Annotated in this window: 16 protein-coding genes; 7 read left to right on the plus strand and 9 right to left on the minus strand. The window is 72.3% G+C overall.

What is annotated here, in order from left to right; genetic code table 11:
• Positions 1-122: 122 nt before the first annotated feature.
• A complete protein-coding gene (locus ACGFYQ_RS22945; protein ID WP_030012116.1) occupies positions 123-326 on the minus strand; it encodes a cold-shock protein in 204 nt (67 codons plus the stop codon).
• 237 nt (positions 327-563) lie between these two features.
• On the opposite strand from ACGFYQ_RS22945, the gene ACGFYQ_RS22950 reads away from it, so the two are divergent.
• The 4 genes from ACGFYQ_RS22950 (at position 564) to ACGFYQ_RS22965 (ending at position 5,263) form a co-directional block, all read left to right on the plus strand.
• On the plus strand, positions 564-1,427 hold the full coding sequence (locus tag ACGFYQ_RS22950) for a menaquinone biosynthetic enzyme MqnA/MqnD family protein (RefSeq protein WP_393746723.1): 864 nt from the start codon (positions 564-566) through the stop codon (positions 1,425-1,427).
• Between the two features lie 175 nt (positions 1,428-1,602).
• Complete coding sequence (locus ACGFYQ_RS22955; protein WP_393746725.1) at positions 1,603-3,345, plus strand: serine/threonine-protein kinase; 1,743 nt, start codon at positions 1,603-1,605, stop codon at positions 3,343-3,345.
• A 74-nt stretch (positions 3,346-3,419) separates the two neighbouring features.
• Entirely contained in the window at positions 3,420-4,619 is a 1,200-nt protein-coding gene (gene mqnC / locus ACGFYQ_RS22960) for a cyclic dehypoxanthinyl futalosine synthase (protein ID WP_393746727.1), read from the plus strand.
• The gene (locus tag ACGFYQ_RS22965; protein WP_393746729.1) at positions 4,619-5,263 is read left to right on the plus strand and encodes a hypothetical protein; all 645 of its coding nucleotides are present in this window, start codon (positions 4,619-4,621) and stop codon (positions 5,261-5,263) included. Before mqnC ends, ACGFYQ_RS22965 begins: the two co-directional genes overlap by 1 nt.
• Here ACGFYQ_RS22965 and ACGFYQ_RS22970 read toward each other — a convergent pair.
• Together ACGFYQ_RS22970 and ACGFYQ_RS22975 are read right to left on the minus strand one after the other, a co-directional pair.
• Complete coding sequence (locus ACGFYQ_RS22970; protein ID WP_393746731.1) at positions 5,229-5,576, minus strand: response regulator transcription factor; 348 nt, start codon at positions 5,574-5,576, stop codon at positions 5,229-5,231. The two genes, ACGFYQ_RS22965 and ACGFYQ_RS22970, sit on opposite strands and share 35 nt — an antisense overlap.
• 51 nt (positions 5,577-5,627) lie before the next feature.
• Entirely contained in the window at positions 5,628-6,551 is a 924-nt protein-coding gene (locus tag ACGFYQ_RS22975; RefSeq protein WP_393746733.1) for a DUF3152 domain-containing protein, read from the minus strand.
• A gap of 248 nt (positions 6,552-6,799) precedes the next feature.
• On the opposite strand from ACGFYQ_RS22975, the gene ACGFYQ_RS22980 reads away from it, so the two are divergent.
• Together ACGFYQ_RS22980 and ACGFYQ_RS22985 are read left to right on the plus strand one after the other, a co-directional pair.
• Positions 6,800-7,492 carry a demethylmenaquinone methyltransferase gene (locus ACGFYQ_RS22980; RefSeq protein ID WP_393746735.1) on the plus strand — a complete coding sequence of 231 codons (693 nt, stop codon included), beginning with the start codon at positions 6,800-6,802 and terminating at the stop codon, positions 7,490-7,492.
• A 3-nt stretch (positions 7,493-7,495) separates the two neighbouring features.
• Positions 7,496-8,422 (plus strand): glutaminase, encoded by a 927-nt coding sequence (locus ACGFYQ_RS22985; protein WP_393746737.1) that lies wholly within the window; start codon positions 7,496-7,498, stop codon positions 8,420-8,422.
• Between the two features lie 395 nt (positions 8,423-8,817).
• On the opposite strand, the gene ACGFYQ_RS22990 is transcribed toward ACGFYQ_RS22985, so the two are convergent.
• Positions 8,818-9,348 carry a GNAT family N-acetyltransferase gene (locus tag ACGFYQ_RS22990; RefSeq protein ID WP_393746739.1) on the minus strand — a complete coding sequence of 177 codons (531 nt, stop codon included), beginning with the start codon at positions 9,346-9,348 and terminating at the stop codon, positions 8,818-8,820.
• A 105-nt stretch (positions 9,349-9,453) separates the two neighbouring features.
• Here ACGFYQ_RS22990 and ACGFYQ_RS22995 point away from each other — a divergent pair, with 105 nt between their 5' ends.
• Positions 9,454-10,737, plus strand: a complete 1,284-nt coding sequence (locus tag ACGFYQ_RS22995; protein ID WP_393746741.1) for a geranylgeranyl reductase family protein — start codon at positions 9,454-9,456, stop codon at positions 10,735-10,737.
• Positions 10,738-10,752: 15 nt separating this feature from the next.
• Here ACGFYQ_RS22995 and ACGFYQ_RS23000 read toward each other — a convergent pair whose 3' ends face one another.
• The 5 genes from ACGFYQ_RS23000 to ACGFYQ_RS23020 are packed head-to-tail and all read right to left on the minus strand — an operon-like array spanning position 10,753 to position 15,193.
• Complete coding sequence (locus ACGFYQ_RS23000) at positions 10,753-11,055, minus strand: hypothetical protein (protein ID WP_393746743.1); 303 nt, start codon at positions 11,053-11,055, stop codon at positions 10,753-10,755.
• A gap of 49 nt (positions 11,056-11,104) precedes the next feature.
• Entirely contained in the window at positions 11,105-12,322 is a 1,218-nt protein-coding gene (locus ACGFYQ_RS23005) for an ABC transporter permease (protein WP_393746745.1), read from the minus strand.
• Positions 12,319-13,038 (minus strand): ABC transporter ATP-binding protein, encoded by a 720-nt coding sequence (locus ACGFYQ_RS23010; RefSeq protein ID WP_393746747.1) that lies wholly within the window; start codon positions 13,036-13,038, stop codon positions 12,319-12,321. Before ACGFYQ_RS23010 ends, ACGFYQ_RS23005 begins: the two co-directional genes overlap by 4 nt.
• Positions 13,035-14,708: a peptidoglycan-binding protein gene (locus tag ACGFYQ_RS23015; RefSeq protein WP_393746749.1), complete on the minus strand. Its 1,674-nt coding sequence runs from the start codon at positions 14,706-14,708 to the stop codon at positions 13,035-13,037. Before ACGFYQ_RS23015 ends, ACGFYQ_RS23010 begins: the two co-directional genes overlap by 4 nt.
• Positions 14,705-15,193: a hypothetical protein gene (locus ACGFYQ_RS23020; RefSeq protein WP_393746751.1), complete on the minus strand. Its 489-nt coding sequence runs from the start codon at positions 15,191-15,193 to the stop codon at positions 14,705-14,707. Before ACGFYQ_RS23020 ends, ACGFYQ_RS23015 begins: the two co-directional genes overlap by 4 nt.
• Positions 15,194-15,408 lie beyond the last annotated feature (215 nt).

Here is a 15,408-nt window from a genome sequence, read left to right on the forward strand (position 1 = left end):
CCACCGGGGAGGGGCTGCGCCCTCCCGGAGACAAGGCAGGAGCCCTGCCGCTCTGCTCGCGCAGAGGTGACAGGGCTCCTTGGGTACTGCTTATCCAACCGCGATTAGGTTGGCCCAGGCGACTAGGCCGGGGTGACGTTCTCCGCCTGCGGGCCCTTCGGACCCTGCGTGACGTCGAAGTTCACCGTCTGGTTCTCCTCCAGGGAGCGGAAGCCAGAGGCGTTGATCGCGGAGTAGTGGACGAAGACATCCGGGCCGCCGCCGTCCTGGGCGATGAAGCCGAAGCCCTTTTCAGCGTTGAACCACTTCACGGTTCCGGTAGCCATGAGCCCTCCTATGGGCCAAAGGGTCGCCCTGCTCCAGAACCTGCTAAGAAGTCTGAAAACTACAAAAGCCTGCGGGTCACATTCTCCGCAGGCCTCGTACTGCAAGGGAAACCAAACTGCAACTTGCGACGAGCCTAGCACGCACCCTGCGGCCGAGACCAGAGGGAAAGATCACGTCACTCGGACGTTTGAGACCCGTCGGAAGGCTGACGGAGATGCGGGGGCTAGTCTCGCGATGTGGACGTCTATCGCAGCCGGCCCCGCGTCGGCCACATCCAGTTCCTGAACTGCCTGCCCCTCTACTGGGGGCTGGCCAGAACCGGCACGCTGCTGGACCTGGAGCTGACCAAGGACAGCCCCGAGAAGCTCAGTGAACGTCTCGTCGCGGGGGAGCTGGACATCGCCCCGATCACCCTCGTGGAGTTCCTCCGCAACGCCGACCAGCTCGTCGCCTTCCCCGATATCGCGGTCGGCTGCGACGGCCCCGTGATGTCCTGCGTGATCGTCTCGCAGGTGCCGCTGGAGCAGCTCGACGGAGCCCGCGTCGCCCTCGGCTCCACCTCTCGTACGTCCGTACGCCTCGCCCAGCTGCTGCTTTCCGAGCAGTACGGGGTCCAGCCCGACTACTACACCTGCCCGCCCGACCTCAGCCTGATGATGCAGGAGGCGGACGCGGCCGTGCTCATCGGCGACGCCGCGCTGCGCGCCTCGCTCCACGACGCCCCCCGGCTCGGCCTGGCCGTGCACGACCTGGGGCAGATGTGGAAGGACTGGACCGGGCTGCCGTTCGTCTTCGCCGTCTGGGCCGCCCGCAAGGACTACCTCGTCCGCGAGCCCGTTGTCGTGCAGAAGGTCCACGAGGCGTTCCTCGCCTCCCGGGACGTGTCCCTGGAGGAGGTCACCAAGGTCGCCGAGCAGGCGGCCCGCTGGGAGGCCTTCGACGCGGAGCTGCTGGAGCGGTACTTCACGACGCTCGACTTCCGCTTCGGGCCGGAACAACTGGCCGGCGTAAGGGAATTCGCACGCCGTACGGGTCCGACGACCGGGTACGCCTCGGATGTGTCCCTGGAACTCCTGAACGCGGCCGTCCCGGAACACTGACCGGTTTCCGGTTACCGGTTACCGGTTCACCGCGAATTCCCGCTCCTTTCGCCTTTCGGTATCCGCAAGGGGAATGCGAAGGGGGTGCGGGATCCCTCCTCCTGCCGCGGCGGGACCACGTGACGCCCTAAGGTGCTGCTTGGTCAGGTCAACGATCTCGGGGGATGGGGACGCGATGCAGCCGCTCGAAGCCGGTGAGCCGCGGACCATCGGCGCGTACCGGCTGCTCGGCCGGCTCGGCGCGGGTGGCATGGGCCGGGTCTACCTGGGGCGCAGCGCCGGCGGCCGGACCGTGGCCGTCAAGATCGTGCATCCGCACTTCGCCGCCGACGAGGAGTTCCGGGCCCGCTTCCGCCGCGAGGTCGAGGCCGCCCGGCGGGTGGGCGGCGAGTGGACCGCGCCCGTGCTCGACGCGGATCCGGAGGCCCCGGTGCCGTGGGTGGCCACCGGGTACGTGGCGGGCCCCTCTCTGGACCGGGCGCTGGCCGCGCACGGGCCGCTGCCCGAGACCTCGGTACGGGCGATCGGCGCGGGGCTGGCCCGCGCCCTGGTGGCGGTGCACGGGCTGGGCCTCGTACACCGGGACGTGAAGCCGTCGAACGTGATGCTGACCCTCGACGGGCCCCGGCTGATCGACTTCGGGATCGCCCGGGCCACGGACGGCACGGCCTCGCTCACCTCGACCGGGGTCTCCGTCGGCTCGCCGGGCTACATGTCGCCCGAGCAGATCCTCGGCAAGGGGATCACCGGGGCGGCCGACGTGTTCTCGCTGGGGGCGGTACTGGCCTTCGCGGCGACCGGGCGCCCGCCCTTCACCGGGGACAACTCGGCAACCCTCCTCTACAAGGTCGTCCACGAACCGCCCGAGCTCGGCGCGGTCCCGGCCGGGCAGCTGCGCGAGCTGATCGAGGCCTGCCTGGCCAAGACGGCCGCCGACCGGCCCACCCCCGAGGCGATCGCGGCGGCCCTCGACGGGGCCCTGCTCGCCCCGGGCTGGCTCCCCGCGCCCCTGGTCGAGGAGGCCAGCCGGGCGGCGGTGGCCCTGCTCGACCTGGACGCGGCGGCCACGGAGAGCCCGTCCGGCCCGGTGCCGTTCACCTCCGCCGCCTACGGGGGCCCCATGGGAGGCGGCTTCGGGGCGCCCGACCCCTCCTACGGCGGCCAGGGCCCGGCGGCCGGGGCCGCGGACGGCTCCCCGTACCCGGCCCCCGCCCCGGCGGGACCGTACGGCTCCTTCGGCGCGGGCGGCGGTGTGTACGGGAGCCCGACCGAGACCGCCGGCGGGGGTGTGCCCGCCCCCAGGAACGCCCCCGACGGGCGGCAGGTCACCGTCAGCGCCGCCGGGCGGCGGTTCAGCTGCACCCTCGTGCTCGCCGCGGCCGCCGTGCTGGCCGGACTCACCGGCGGGCTGTACGGGATGGGCCTGCTGCCCGGGCAAGGCGACGAGGGCCGGGATCTCGCCGACGGCAGTGCGCGGCCCTCCACCTCGGCCTCCTCGGCTCCGGCCGCCACGCCGAGCACGAAGGACAGCGCCACGCAGCCCCCCAAGGGGACCCGTGGCGACGTCCCCGAGGCACTCACCGGCACGTGGAAGGGCACGGTCACCACCGCCCGCATGGGGGTCTCCACCGAGTTCGAGATCACCATCAAGGGCGGCAAGGTCGGCGAGGCCGTCGCCCGGGACAAGTCCGTCCTGGCCGTCCTGGGCACCGACTGCAGCGGCGACTGGAAGCTGGCCTCCGCCACCGACCGTTCGCTCGTGCTGGACACCGCCGGCGGCCCCAACCCGGCTCCCGGGATCTGCTCCAACGGCTCCGCCGACGAGCGGTTCACCCTCAACGAGAACGGAACGCTGCACTACAAGTCGGGGGACGGTCCGGCCGGTAACCCCGAGGGCGACCTGACCCGTAGCCCCTGATCGCCGCCGACGGCCGCTGGCGTAGGCTGGATCGGTCCGTACCTCTTGACACACCGCCGAAAGGTGACGCACCGGTGACCGACCAGGCCGCTCTCCAGTCTGTCCTCGACCGCGCCGCCGCAGGGGGCCGGATCACCAAGGAAGAGGCGCTCGACCTCTACCGCGACGCGCCGCTGCACGCGCTCGGCCAGGCCGCCGACGCGGTGCGCCGCCGCCGCTACGCCGACACCGAGCACATCGCCACGTACATCATCGAGCGGAACATCAACTACACGAACGTGTGCGTCACGGCGTGCAAGTTCTGCGCCTTCTACGCGGCCCCCAAGGACACGAAGAAGGGCTGGTCCCGCGACCTCGACGACATCCTGCGCCGCTGCGCGGAGACCGTGGAGCTCGGCGGCACGCAGATCATGTTCCAGGGCGGGCACCACCCGGACTACGGCGTCGAGTACTACGAGCACCACTTCTCCGCCATCAAGAAGGCCTTCCCGCAGCTGGTCATCCACTCCCTCGGCGCGTCCGAGGTCGAGCACATGGCCCGGATCTCGGGCGTCTCGGCGGAGGAGGCCATCAAGCGCATCCACGCCGCCGGCCTCGACTCCTTCGCCGGCGCGGGTGCCGAACTGCTGCCGGAGCGGCCGCGCAAGGCGATCGCCCCGCTCAAGGAGTCCGGCGAGCGCTGGCTGGAGATCATGGAGATCGCCCACAAGCTGGGCGTGGAGTCCACCTCCACCATGCTGATGGGCACCGGCGAGACCAACGCCGAGCGCATCGAGCACATCGCGATGATCCGGGACACGCAGGACCGTACGGGCGGCTTCCGCGCCTTCATCCCGTACACGTACCAGCCCGAGAACAACCACCTCAAGGGCCGCACCCAGGCGACGATCTTCGAGTACCTGCGCATGATCGCGATCGCGCGCCTCTTCCTCGACAACATCGCCCACATCCAGGGCTCCTGGCTCACCGTCGGCAAGGAGGCGGGCCAGCTCTCGCTGCACTACGGCGCGGACGACCTCGGCTCGATCATGCTGGAGGAGAACGTCGTCTCCTCGGCCGGTGCCAAGCACCGCTCCAACCGCCAGGAGATCATCGACCTGATCCGCAAGGCGGGCCGCACCCCGGCGCAGCGCGCGACGACATATGAGCACCTCCTGGTGCACGACGACCCGGCGAACGACCCGGCCGACGACCGCGTCGTGTCGCACATCTCCTCCACCGCCATCGAGGGCGGCACCGCGCACCCCGAGCTGAAGCTCATCTCCACGAACTGATGCGCACGCTGCACACCGCCGAACTCCTCGTCGCCGGAGTGGGATCGGCGCCGTTGCGGGACGGCGCGGTCCTGGTCGAGGGCGACCGGATCGAGGCGCTCGGCCCGTTCGCGGAACTCACCGAGCGGTACCCGCACGCGCGGGTCCGGCGCTGGCCCGGGGTGCTCACCCCGGGACTGCTGGTGCGCGGGGCGGACACGCTGCTGGAGCGGACGTACTACCCGGACGATCCGTCCGAGACCACCGAGCTCGGCACCGACCCGGTCAGCGGGCAGGAAGCGCTCGACGCCCTGAAGATGACCGAGGCGCGGTGGGGCAACAGCGCCCGGCGCGGCACCCAGAAGCTGCTGGCCCGCGGGGTGGTGGCGGTCACCGGCCGTTTCACGATCCCCGCGGTGCGCACGGCGGTGGTCCGCTCGGGGCTCACGGTCCTGCCGCCGGCCCCCTGCGAAGGGCTGCCCGCCCTGAACCCGTTCGCCGGGCGGGAGAACGCAGAAGAGGCCTTCCACGGGGTCCTGGAGCCGGGCGCCCCGGCCCGGTTCGCGGTCTTCGCGGTCGCGGACCTGGACGCGCTGCCCGGTGAGGGCGCGACCACGTGCGTGGCCACCGTCATCGGGGGCCGGCTGCTGCACCGCCGTCGCTGAGCCCGGTGTCCTGGCGGGCGTCCTGCCTGGTGTCCTGCCGGGCGAGGGCGGCGAGCAGGCAGGCCTGCAGGCGGCTGATGCCGCCCAGCTTGGCCCGTATGTTCACCACGTGGAACTTGACCGTGCTGACGGACAGTTGCAGCTCGGCGGCGAGTTCCCGGTTGGAGGCGCCGGTGGCCAGGCACAGGAACACGGCCGACTCCTGCTCCGTCAGCTGGGCCTGCGGCGGGACCTGGGCGTCGGGGGTGTCCTGGGCGCCGGGGGTCTCGTACGAGGGGAACCACGCGGGGACGGTGAAGCTGACGACGCGCACGGTTCCGACTCCTCGCCCCCGGCCGGACCATCCCGTGGCCGGCTCTCCCGGTTAAGGGACGCTCGGGCCGGACAGATAAGTTCCGTTCGCGTCGAACGGCCAGGCATTCGACTTGCATCCGAGCAGGCCCTTGATCTGCTGCATCATCGCGGGCGCGGGCTTGCCCGGGCCCGGGCAGGTCTCGTGGTCGCGGCCGAGTTCGTGCCCGACCTCGTGGTTGACGATCAGCGCCCGGTACTCCTCGACGGGGCCGCTGAACTGCGGTGACCCCTCCTGCCAGCGCTTGAGGTTGACCACGACGGTGTGCCCGGCCCGGCAGTTGGTCTCGCCGATCAGCTCGGGGGTGACCACCTCGCACAGCCGGTCGGTGGTCGTGGGTGTCGCGATCTTCACGGTGAAGTCCACCGGCTCGCCCGGTCCGGCGAGCCGGAAGCCGTACTTCGGGTCCCTGGTCCAGCCGCGCGGGTCCCCGAGGATCGCCTCGACGGAGCGGGCGGCGGAGTCCGGGTCGACCCCGCTGCCCTCCTCGACCTCGATCCGCCAGCGCAGGGCGGGCCCCTTGCCGTGCGCGGTGCCGGAGGCGCCGGAGGCCTTGAAGGTGCCCGGCCCGGAAGCCGGCACCGCCGAGGAGGGCGCCGCGGGGCTGGGGGCGGCGGGCGTGGGCGAGCCCGGGGGTCGGGGTGAGGGGGAGCCGGAGGGTCTCGCCGGGTCGGGGGAGCGTCTGCCGCCCTGCGCGGCCGCGTCCGAGCCCTCGGCGGGCTCCCCGTCCTGCTGGTCGTTCCGGGCCGCCGCGGGCCGGCCGTCCGCCTTCGCAGCCGCATCGTCGCCCGGGACCATCGCGTACGCGGTCGCCGAGACCGCGACGAGGGCCGCCGAACCGATGATGAACGTACGCCGCAGCCGCTTGCGCCGCTCGGCCCGGCGCTGGGCGCGCGGGCTGAGGCGGGAGCGACCGGTGGAATGGCCTGCCGGCATCGTGAAGCCCTTTGCTCGTGGCGGCCGCCACGGATCCGGCCGCTGGTCAAAGGCCCATGATCCAATGGGTGACCGTCACCGGGCCGCACCGCCCCCAGTCAACGGTCCCAGGGGCCCCGGGCGTAACTGTCCTTCGGACCAGTTGTCCGGTTCCCTCCGGCCGTGGGGCCTGTCTCCCCGGCCGCACCCGGCCTGAGAGGATGGGCCCGTACCCGCCGATCCGCACGCACACCGAGGGGCGAACACCAGTGACAAGGGCTTCCCTGGACAAGCAGCCGCACGAAGTCGCCTCCATGTTCGACGGGGTCGCGGCGAACTACGACCTCACCAACGACGTCCTCTCCCTCGGCCAGGCCCGGATCTGGCGCAAGGAGGTCGCCAAGGCGGTCGGCGCGCGCCCCGGGCACAAGGTCCTCGACCTGGCCGCCGGGACCGCGACCTCCTCGCTGCCCTTCGCCGCGACCGGCGCGTACGTCGTCCCCTGCGACTTCTCGCTGGGCATGCTGCGGGAGGGCAAGAAGAAGCACTCCTGGCTGCCGCTGACCGCCGGGGACGCGACGAAGCTGCCGTTCAAGGACGACGTCTTCGACACCGTGACGATCTCCTTCGGACTGCGCAACGTCCAGGACACGGACGCCGCGCTGCGCGAGCTGTACCGGGTGACGAAGCCCGGCGGCCAGGTCGTCATCTGCGAGTTCTCGCAGCCCACGTGGGCGCCGTTCCGCACCGTCTACACCGAGTACCTGATGCGGGCCCTGCCGCCGGTGGCCCGCGCGGTGTCCTCGAACCCCGACGCGTACGTGTACCTCGCCGAGTCCATCCGCGAGTGGCCGGACCAGCCCGCACTGGCGGGGCTGCTGCAGAAGGCCGGCTGGTCCAAGGTGGCCTGGCGCAACCTCAGCGGCGGCATCGTGGCGCTGCACCGGGGCATCAAGGACTGACCTGTGGACGCTGTCCCGTTCGACTACGCAGGGCTGCTGGAGCGGATCGCGGCCGACACCGCCCCGCTGGTGGGCAGCGGCACCCCCGCCGAGTACATCCCGGCGCTCGCCTCCGTGGACCCCGGGCGGTTCGGGATGGCGATCGCCGACCTCGACGGCAACGTCTTCGGGGTCGGGGACTGGCAGGTCCCCTTCTCCGCCCAGTCCATCACCAAGGTGTTCGCGCTCGCCCTGGCACTGGCCGAGGGCGGCGACGGCCTGTGGGAGCGGGTCGGGCGGGAGCCGTCCGGCAACCCGTTCAACTCGCTCGTGCAGCTGGAGTACGAGAACGGCATCCCGCGCAATCCGTTCATCAACGCGGGGGCGCTGGTGGTCACGGACCGGCTGCAGACCCTGACGGGGGACGCGAGCAGCGAACTGCTCGGCTTCCTGCGGACGGAGAGCGGCAATCCGGACATCGGCTTCGACGCGGACGTCGCCGCGTCCGAGCAGGAGCACGGCGACCGCAACGCCGCCGTCGCCCACTTCATGGCCTCGTACGGGAACATCGACAACCCGGTGCCGGCGCTGCTGGACCACTACTTCTGGCAGTGCTCGATCGAGATGAGCTGCGCGGACCTGGCGCGTGCCGGGCTCTTCCTGGCCCGGCACGGACTGCGGGCGGACGGGTCGCGGCTGCTGACGCGCAGCGAGGCCAAGCAGATCAACGCGGTGATGATGACCTGCGGGACGTACGACGCGGCGGGCGAGTTCGCGTACCGGGTGGGCCTGCCGGGCAAGAGCGGCGTCGGCGGCGGCATCGTGGCGGTCGTCCCGGGCCAGTGCGTCCTGGCCGTCTGGAGCCCGGGCCTGGACCCCCAGGGCAACTCGGTAGCGGGTGTGGCAGCCCTGGACCGCTTCACGACCCTGACGGGCTTGTCGGTGTTCTAGACCTAGCCCCTGCCGGGGGCTTGGCATGGTCCGGCTTGGCTGCGCCGGTCCGCTGCCGGGGGCTTGGCAAGGTCCGGCTTGGCTGCGCCGGGGCGGGGCCGGTCCCGGGGCGGGCGCGGCGCCGTTGCCGGGGGCGCTGCCCCCGGACCCCCGCGCCTCAAACGCCGGCGGGGCTGGGTTGTGCCCGGCGGGATCAATGCGCTGCGCGCCAGGCAGGCGGCATCAGCCAAATCCAGCCCCGCCGGCGTTTGAGGCGTGGGGGTCCCCCCGGACGGAGTCTGGGGGAGGGTCTGGGGCGGAGCCCCAGGTCTTTGAGCCGCGCCTGGGGGCACCTCCCAGCGGTAGCCCGGGGAGTTGAGGCCCAGGTCGGGCAGAGGCTCCGCGCAGCGGCCCGGTCAGCCCGGCTGGAGCGACAGCTCGTAGCGGCGGCCGTAGCGGGTGCCGCTCGGAAGCAGGAAGCGCTCCGCCAAGGTCATGCCGAGCCGCTCGGCCACGGCTATCGAGCGGACGTTCTCGTCGTTGATCATCGCCACGACGTGCGACAGCCCGGCCTCCCGCACCCGCTCCAGCGTGGCGAGCGCAGCCGCGTACGCGTACCCCCGCCCCCAGTGCCGCCGCCCCAGCCGCCAGCCGATCTCGATCTGGCCGACCGGCCCCCACTCCTTCTCCGCGGGCCACGGCTGCGCGCCGGTGAAGCCGATCACCGCGCCCTCCCCGTCCAGCAGGGTCCACAGGCAGTAGCCGAGCTGTGCGTCGTGCATGCGCTGGCGCGCGGTGAACTCCTCGTACAGCGACAGCTCGGCGGGACCGCCGAGGAACTCCATGACCTCGGGGTCGTCGAAGACGCGGTGCCAGGCCCGCGCGTCCTCGTCGGTGGGCACGCGGAGCTGTACGGCGGGAAGCGGCCGGGTCGGCGAGGTGGTCATCGGGGGCAGCCCTTCGGTTCGCGATCTCTCTCGCTGCATAGACTGCACATGTCCGGTGCCGTTGGGCACCCTTTATCGAGTATCGAGCCTTCGGGAGACCCCGCAGTGACCGAGCCCCTCTCCGAACACTCCGCGGACGTGATCGTCGTCGGGGCCGGGCCCGCCGGCTCGACCACCGCCTACTACCTCGCCAAGGCCGGGCTGGACGTCCTGCTGCTGGAGAAGACGGCTTTCCCGCGCGAGAAGGTCTGCGGCGACGGACTGACCCCGCGCGCCACCAAGCAGTTGGTGGCGATGGGCATCGACATCTCCGAAGAGGCCGGCTGGCTCCGCAACAAGGGCCTGCGCATCATCGGCGGCGGACAGCGGCTCCAGCTGGACTGGCCGGAACTCGCCTCCTTCCCGGACTACGGACTCGTCCGCAAGCGCGACGACTTCGACGAGACCCTGGCCCGCCAGGCGCAGAAGGCCGGCGCCCGGCTGTACGAGCGCTGCAACGTCGGCGAGCCGGTCCGCGACCCGCGCACCGGGCACATCACCGGTGTGCAGGCGAAGCTGGGCGAGGAGAAGACGCCCGTCACCTTCCACGCCCCGCTGGTCGTCGCCGCCGACGGCAACTCCTCCCGGCTGTCCCTCGCCATGGGCCTGCACCGGCGCGAGGACCGCCCGATGGGCGTCGCCGTCCGTACGTACTTCACCTCGCCCCGGCACGACGACGACTACCTGGAGTCCTGGCTGGAGCTGTGGGACCGACGCGGCCCCCAGGACCGGCTGCTGCCCGGCTACGGCTGGATCTTCGGCATGGGCGACGGCACGTCCAACGTCGGCCTCGGCATCCTCAACTCCTCCTCCGCCTTCAAGGAGCTGGACTGGCGCGAGGTCCTCAAGGCCTGGTGCGCGTCCATGCCGGAGGACTGGGGCTACACCCCCGAGAACATGACGCAGCCGATCCGCGGCGCGGCCCTGCCGATGGCCTTCAACCGGCAGCCGCACTACACCAAGGGCCTGCTGCTCGTCGGTGACGCGGGCGGTCTCGTCAACCCGTTCAACGGCGAGGGCATCGCCTACGCCATGGAGTCGGGCCAGATCGCGGCCGACGTCATCGTGCAGGCGCACGCCCGGGCCACCCCGGCCCAGCGCGAACTGGCGCTGCACAACTACCCGAAGGTGCTCAAGGAGACCTACGGCGGCTACTACACGCTGGGCCGCGCCTTCGTGAAGCTGATCGGCAACCCGAAGGTCATGAAGGTCGCCGCGCAGCGCGGCCTGACCCACCCGGTGCTGATGAGGTTCACGCTGAAGATGCTGGCCAACCTGACCGACCCGACGGGCGGCGACGCGATGGACCGCATCATCAACGGCCTCTCGAAGGTGGCTCCGAAGGCCTGACGGGGCTCGGGCGGCTCAGTCGGACGAACGGGCGGGCCGGGCGGGGGGTTCCCCGCCGCGGCCCGCTTCCGTTTCCGTTTCCGCGTCCGCGCCGCCGTGCACCGTACGCACGCACTTGGCCAGCAGCACCAGACCGCACAGCAGCAGCGCCCCCGAGGCGCTCCAGCCGAGCCCCAGCGTGAGGGCGTTGCCCGGCTTCTGCCAGGGGCGGGCGGTGGTCAGCAGCCAGCCGCCGATGCCGAGGAGGCCGAGCCCGAGCGCGGCCGGGCCGGCGGTGGGATCGCCGGCGCCGTGGTACTCGTACGGATTCAGGTTCACGGGACCACCACCTCCAAGGTCTAGCGGTCGGAACGAGCCACTGCTGTCCTCATCTTCGCAGGGCTTCGGCCGGTTCGACACGGGCCGCCCGCCAGGCGGGATAGAGCCCGGCCAGTAGTCCGGTGAGCAGCCCGGCGAGCGGGGCCGCGGCGACGGTGGCCGGGTGGATCACCGGGGTCCAGTCGCGCAGGACGGACACGGCGACCACGGTCAGCTCGCCCAGCGAGGTGCCGACCAGGCCGCCGAGGGCGCCCAAGGCTGCCGATTCTGTAATGAATTGCGCCGAGATGTGCCGTCCACGGGCGCCGAGCGCGCGCCGCAGCCCGATCTCGCCGGTCCGCTCCAGCACGGCGACGAGCGTGGTGTTCGCGATCCCGACCGCGCCGATCACCAGGCAGATCCCGGCGAGCAGCAGGAAGAGCGCGCTCAGGTCGGAGGTGACGCCGGAGCGCAGCGTCCGGGGGTCGGGGGGCGGTACGGCTTTCAGGTACTCGGGATGGTCGGGGCGCAGCGCGAGCGGGGCGAGATCGGCGACCTGGCGGGCGGCCCCGAGCTCGGTGGCGATCAGCATGCTCGCGGCGCCGGGTGCGGGCGGCCCCCACAATTCCTCGGCGGTGGCCCGGGGCACGAGCACGGACAGCAGGTTCTCCGGCTTGCGCTCCACGTCGGCGATGACGCCCGCCACGGTGAAGGGCTCCCGGCCGATGTAGAGGGCGGGCCGGGTGGCCAGGGTGGTGATGCCGAGGCGTTCGGCGACGCCGCTGCCGATGAGCACGACGCGCTGCCGGCTCCCCTCGGCGAACTCGTCGTAGAGGCGGCCCTCCTGGACGGTGGGCACGAGCGCGGCGACGGCCCCGGGGGAGGCGGCGACGACGGTGGTGCCGGACGAGGTGCTGCCGCCGGAGGGCAGGGCGCCGATCGTGGTCGTCGAGTCCAGGCGCACGGTCCACAGGACCCCGGCGCTGCGGATGCCCGCGACCGGGCGCAGCCGCTGTTCGGCGTCGGCGGGGAAGCCGGGGCCGGCGAACTCGTTCTGCCGGCCGGCGACGTCCTCGATGGTCACCTCGGTGGCGGTCAGTACGTTGAACCGGCCGTCGATCTGCGAGGAGATGGTGGCGGTCAGGCCGAGCACGGCGACGAAACTGCCGACGCCGAGGACGGTCCCGAGCGCGGTGAGCACGGCCCGGCCGGGTCGGCGCAGCATCCCGGCGACGGCCTCGGCGAGGGCGTCGCGTACGGACAGCCGGGTGGGGGCGACGGTGCTCACGTACGCAGCCGCCCGTCGCGGATGGTGACGGTCCGGGCTCCGCGCCGGGCCACTTCGGGATCGTGCGTGATGACGAGGACGGTCATCCCGGCGCCGTGCAGTTCGTCCAGCAGGCCGAGTACGGAAGCGGTGTTGGCGGAGTCGAGATTGCCGGTCGGCTCGTCGCACAGCAGGAGTGAGGGCCGCCCGACGAGGGCGCGGGCGATGGCCACGCGCTGGCGCTCGCCGCCGGACAGCCGCCCGGGCACGGCGCCGGCCCGGTGCCCGAGACCGACCTGGTCGAGGGCCTCGCGGGCCCGTACGAGGCGCTGCGCGCGTGGTGTTCCGGTGTAGAGCATGGCGAGGGTGACGTTCTCCAGGGCGCTGCGGTGGGGCAGCAGGTGGAAGGACTGGAAGACGAAGCCGATCCGGCGGCCCCGCAGGGCGGTGCGCTCCCGGTCGGGGAGCGCGGCGGTGTCGATCCCGTCGAGGAGGTACCGGCCGCTGGTGGGGGAGTCGAGCAGCCCGGCGACGTTGAGGAAGGTGGACTTCCCGGAGCCGGAGGGGCCGACGACGGTGATGAACTCGCCGCGCCGGACGACCAGCTCGCAGGGGTGCAGGGCCTCGACGGGCGGCGGCCCGGGATAGGTGAGGCCGACCCCGCGGAATTCGATGACGGGGGTGCCGGGCTCCGGCTCCTCGTCCTCCCGGGGGCGGCGCGCGCGGGGGAACCTCACTTGCCCGACCTCTTGCCCGACCCGGTGTCCGTCCCCTTGTCCGTCCCCTTGGGGGCGGCGCCGATGACGACCTTCGTACCGGCGGCGAGGTCGTCGGGCTGGACGGGGGCCACGGCCACGTAACCGTCGCCGCTGGTGCCGGCCCGGACCGCGATGCGCCGCTGCGTGCCGTCGGCGGCGACGGCCGTGACGAGGGTCTGGCCGTCCGGGCTCGCGGAGACGGCGGTGACCGGGACCACGAGCGCCTCGCCGTCGGTGGCGGCGGACTCGATGGTCAGCCGGACATCCTGCCCGGCGAAACCTGCGGGCAGTGGCTGGTCGGCGCGGACCACCATCCGGTAGCCGAGATCGGCTCCGCCGCCGCCCTTGCCCTGGGAGCCACCGCCCTGGCCGCTCTGGGAGCCACCGCTCTGGCCGCTCTGGCCGTTCTGGCCGCTCTGGCCGCTCTGGCCGTTCTGGTCGGACTGCGGCCCGTTCTGCTGGCCGGTGGACCGCTCGGTGGCGACCAGCGCCACCTCGCCCCTCACGTCGGTGCCGGCGACCTCGGAGGAGACCACCACCGCCATGCCGGCGCGCAGCAGCTGCTTCTTGTCCTCCTTGAGGTAGGCCTCGACGACGAGTTCACCCGCGGACAGCGTGAGCACCGCTCCGGACACGGGGCCGCCGATGCGGCCGCCGACAGCACTGACGCGGGCGGGGAAGGACCTGAGGAACACGGTCTCGGAGGCGGGGAGCATCGGCCCGTCGGCGGCCTCCGCCGCCGTCAGCTTGGCCCGGGCGTCGGTGAGCGCCTGGCGGGCACGCGCGAGGCTCCGGCCGGAGTCGCCGGTTCCGCCGTCGGTGCCGCCGGAGGTCTTCTCACCGCCCGTCGTGCCCGTCGTGCCCGTCGTGCCTGTCGTGCCCGTCGTGCCCGGGGAGGCGGAGGGGCCGGGAGCGGTCGTCTTGCCCCTGCGGCCGGCCTCGGCGTCCTCCACGGCCCACTCGGCCGACCGTACGGCCTCCCGTGCGGCCTTGAGCACGTCCGCGCCGTCCGCCACGGCGGGCAGCGGGTCGTACCCGATGGCCTTGTAGCGCGCGGCGAGAGCGGTCTTCGTACCCGCCCCGAACACGCCCTTCACGTCGCCGCCGGTGCCGTGCCCGAGGTCCCGCAGAGCCTGCTGCAGCTGCGCCACGTCGTCGCCGGTGGCGCCCGGCTTGAGGTCGCGGTAGACGGGCAGGGTCCCCTTGAGGGTCAACACGGGCCGCCCGGACACCTCCGCCAGCAGCTGCCCGGCCGCGACCGGGTCCCCGGCCTTGAGCGGCAGCTTGGTCACGACGGGTGTGCCCGCCCCGTCACCGGAGCGGGGCTGCGGGGCCACCTCGACGCTCTGGTCGGCGACCACGGTCCCGCGCATCACCACCTTCTGCGCGAGCACCCGCCGCTCGACCTCCGCGGTCAGCACTCCCTGCGCCGGCGGCCCGGTCTCGGCGGCCACCTGCGCCGGGGACTTCACCAGCGTGGTGGCCAGCAATCCGCCGACAGCCATCAGCGCGGCCCCACCGACAAGCCCGAGCACCACGCGCCGGCCCCGGTGGAGCGGGGAGGATCCGGGCGCGGCCCCCTTGACGGCAGCCGTGTCGCCCTGCGCGTCCTCACTCACGTCTTCCACGACGTCCTGCAGCTCGTTCATCCGCCGAGCACGCCGTCGGGCCCGCCCTTGGCCTTCCCCTTGCACTTCAGCAGGGCGTCGCGGTGCTTGGTCCTGAGCTCGCCCCGCTGCTCGACGGTGAGCCCCTTGTCGTCGAACTCGGCGGTCACGGGGTCCGGATCCGGATACCAGGTGACGCCCTCCGCGCGCATGCAGGCGGTCTCCTTGCGGGCGGCGTCGAGCACCTTCGGGTCGGCCTGCACGGGAGAGGGCTCCGGCGGGACCTTGTCCTTGCACGCCTCCTGAGCCGCGGGGAGGTTCTTCGCGGACGGATCGTCCTTGTCCACGCGGGGAGCCCCGTAGTCCAGGTGGACGATCTTGATTCCCTGTCCCTTCAGGCAGTCGTAGTAGGCGATCTCCGCCGCGGTGGGCGGGGGACTGTCACTGGCCTTGGGCTCGCCGTCACCCGAACAGGCGGTGAGGGTGAGGGACACGGCGAAGAAAAGGGCGATGGCGTATTTGCGCATGCTGGCGCTTCCCTCGGGGTGGGAATGTGGAATGGGAGCGTCCGCACAATGGGAATGACTGTGAACGCGGTTCGTGATCCTAGGGAATGTTTTCCAGAGCTACAACCCCCGTCTCACGACGCCTTTTTGACAGTCCGTAGATTGAGACTCTCCTTGTGTGTGGATGTCGTCTGGGCTTAAATCCCGCTTGACCTAAGGCAGTTGTGGAATCCCGC

The organism is Streptomyces sp. NPDC048258 (assembly GCF_043201995.1).
GTDB lineage: Bacteria > Actinomycetota > Actinomycetes > Streptomycetales > Streptomycetaceae > Streptomyces.

What these genes read in the sequence shown, in the direction of transcription:
- ACGFYQ_RS22945 (WP_030012116.1), bottom strand. Translation starts at nt 326, where the DNA reads ATGGCTACCGGAACCGTGAAGTGGTTCAACGCTGAAAAGGGCTTCGGC.
- ACGFYQ_RS22965 (WP_393746729.1), top strand. Translation starts at nt 4,619, where the DNA reads ATGCGCACGCTGCACACCGCCGAACTCCTCGTCGCCGGAGTGGGATCG.
- ACGFYQ_RS22955 (WP_393746725.1), top strand. Translation starts at nt 1,603, where the DNA reads ATGCAGCCGCTCGAAGCCGGTGAGCCGCGGACCATCGGCGCGTACCGG.
- ACGFYQ_RS23015 (WP_393746749.1), bottom strand. Translation starts at nt 14,708, where the DNA reads ATGAACGAGCTGCAGGACGTCGTGGAAGACGTGAGTGAGGACGCGCAG.
- ACGFYQ_RS22975 (WP_393746733.1), bottom strand. Translation starts at nt 6,551, where the DNA reads ATGCCGGCAGGCCATTCCACCGGTCGCTCCCGCCTCAGCCCGCGCGCC.
- ACGFYQ_RS23020 (WP_393746751.1), bottom strand. Translation starts at nt 15,193, where the DNA reads ATGCGCAAATACGCCATCGCCCTTTTCTTCGCCGTGTCCCTCACCCTC.
- ACGFYQ_RS22990 (WP_393746739.1), bottom strand. Translation starts at nt 9,348, where the DNA reads ATGACCACCTCGCCGACCCGGCCGCTTCCCGCCGTACAGCTCCGCGTG.